The organism is Collinsella sp. AF39-11AT (genome assembly GCF_003474585.1).
GTDB lineage: Bacteria > Actinomycetota > Coriobacteriia > Coriobacteriales > Coriobacteriaceae > Collinsella.
This window is the reverse complement of record NZ_QROG01000050.1, coordinates 1-1,903: the sequence shown is the minus strand read 5'-3', so window position 1 is coordinate 1,903 and position 1,903 is coordinate 1. Positions and strand designations below refer to the sequence as shown.

1 protein-coding gene is annotated in these 1,903 nt (G+C 54.4%); it reads right to left on the bottom strand.

Annotated elements, in window-relative coordinates; genetic code table 11:
* Positions 1 to 597: 597 nt before the first annotated feature.
* On the bottom strand, positions 598 to 1,722 hold the full coding sequence (locus tag DW037_RS10370) for an aminotransferase (protein WP_117584285.1): 1,125 nt from the start codon (positions 1,720 to 1,722) through the stop codon (positions 598 to 600).
* Positions 1,723 to 1,903 lie beyond the last annotated feature (181 nt).

The following is a 1,903-nucleotide window of genomic DNA, read 5'->3' as shown; positions in this document are numbered from 1 at the left end:
GGCACGTGCAGACCTTTCGTCATGGCCTCCTACCTTTCTTTCGGGCCCCTGTCAGGGCCGATTCGTTAGCGCCCCTCCGTGTGAGGCGTTATTGCTGACGACATATTTATATCCAAAATCAGTCCATACTTCCACCTCGCCCCCGAACGGTTTTATATGAGGGGTGAACGGCATACACATATACTTCACGCATGGCACACTTTGATTTAATAAAGTTTATTTACGTGCTAAAACGCGTTTTCAATCCAAATAGCAAATGGAACTTAACTTTATTAAACCACCCTCAAATTGCATATTTCTAATATAGCTATGAATAGAATCAGCGATTCATGCCGCGTCCCAACCATTTTCATTTTTATTCAGAAAAAAGTTTGTCCTATTCATTTCTGATAAACAAATTACCGTTTACCAGACGCTTGATACCGTTCACCGGAAGCTCAGTATAAGGCCCAGCGGATACCGGCTCGCTTTACGGCCCCATTTGTAACAACTTGACTTCTCGGTATAGAAAAACGAACCCGCTTCCCCTAGGGAAACGGGTCCGTTTTCGATTATCTTCGGCCAATTTGGATAAGGCCCTCGAAGATCGTCGGAACCCTAGCGATCGAACTCCGTCAGTGCCTCGCCCAAAAGCCTCAGGCCCTCGCGAAGAACGTCTTCGCTCGCGCAGTAGCCCAGGCGTGCGCCGCAGGGAAGCTCAAAGCGGCTACCGGGGACCAGCAGCACTCCCCTCTCGGCCAACAGGCGCTTACAGAATTCCTCGTCATCCTCGGGAATATCCAGCTGGATAAACGAGGTGGATATTCCCTGCGGGGCCGTCCAGGAAACGCGATGCTGCGTATCGATCCAAGCCTGCGCGATATCGCGGTTGCCAAACACGATCTTGCGATTGCGCTCGAGAATCTTGTCCTTGTGCTCGAGCACGTATGTCGCCAGGGCATCGTTGAACACGCCGCCGCAGATCATGGTGTAGTCGCGGTAGGTGCGGATGCGGTTGGACACCTCTTCGTCGGCCACGACCCAGCCCACGCGGGCCGCAGGCGTCGAATAGGTCTTGGACACCGAGTTGGTGACAATGGCCTTCTCGTACATGTCGGCCATCGACATAAAGGCCTTGGTGTTCTCAAGCGGCAGGTACACCTCGTCGCACAGCACATAGGCGCCAGCCGAACGGGCGATCTCGGCAATCTGGCCGAGCATATCGGCATCGAGCACCGTACCGATGGGGTTCGATGCGTTATTGATGCAGATGAGCTTGGTGTTGGGGCGCACCAAGCGCTTGAGCTCATCGATATCGGGCTTCCAGCCGAGCTCCTCGCGGAGCTCCCAATACTCGACCTCGGCACCCAGCGTACGCGGAATCTCGTAGAGCGGCGCATAGGTAGGCCACTCGGCAATCACGTGATCGCCGGGCTCCACAACGGCCATGATGGCGTTGAGGTTGGCGCCCGTGCAGCCATTGGTCTGCAAAATGTGATCGGGATTGACATCGCGACGATACAGCTTGGCGACCTCGGCCTTAAATTCCGGCGATCCCTCGATCCAGCCGTAGTTCATCTTCTCGCGATCCAGGCGCTCGTAGAACGTGGCGCCGTCCTGCTCGTCCAGTGCGCGAAGCTCGCCCATGGTCAACGACGAGATCGTCGACTGAGCGATATCCCAGGTAGCACTCTTCTCCCAAACGTTGAGCCATTCCTCAACACCGATTGTCTTGATATCCATGGCCACCTTATCTGATCTTCATTTAGCGTCATTAAACATGAATGGGGCGGTGCGAAAGATCCGCACCGCCCCAATGGGAGACATCTAATGGCAGCTAGATGTTTGTAGTAAGACCTGTACGGGTCTTTGAAAACCTTAGAGGTCCTCGCGCCAGAAGGGCATGCTCATGCAGCGCGGGCCG

Excerpts from the sequence above, each read along its gene's own strand:
- DW037_RS10370 (WP_117584285.1), bottom strand. The coding sequence starts at position 1,722 with ATGGATATCAAGACAATCGGTGTTGAGGAATGGCTCAACGTTTGGGAG.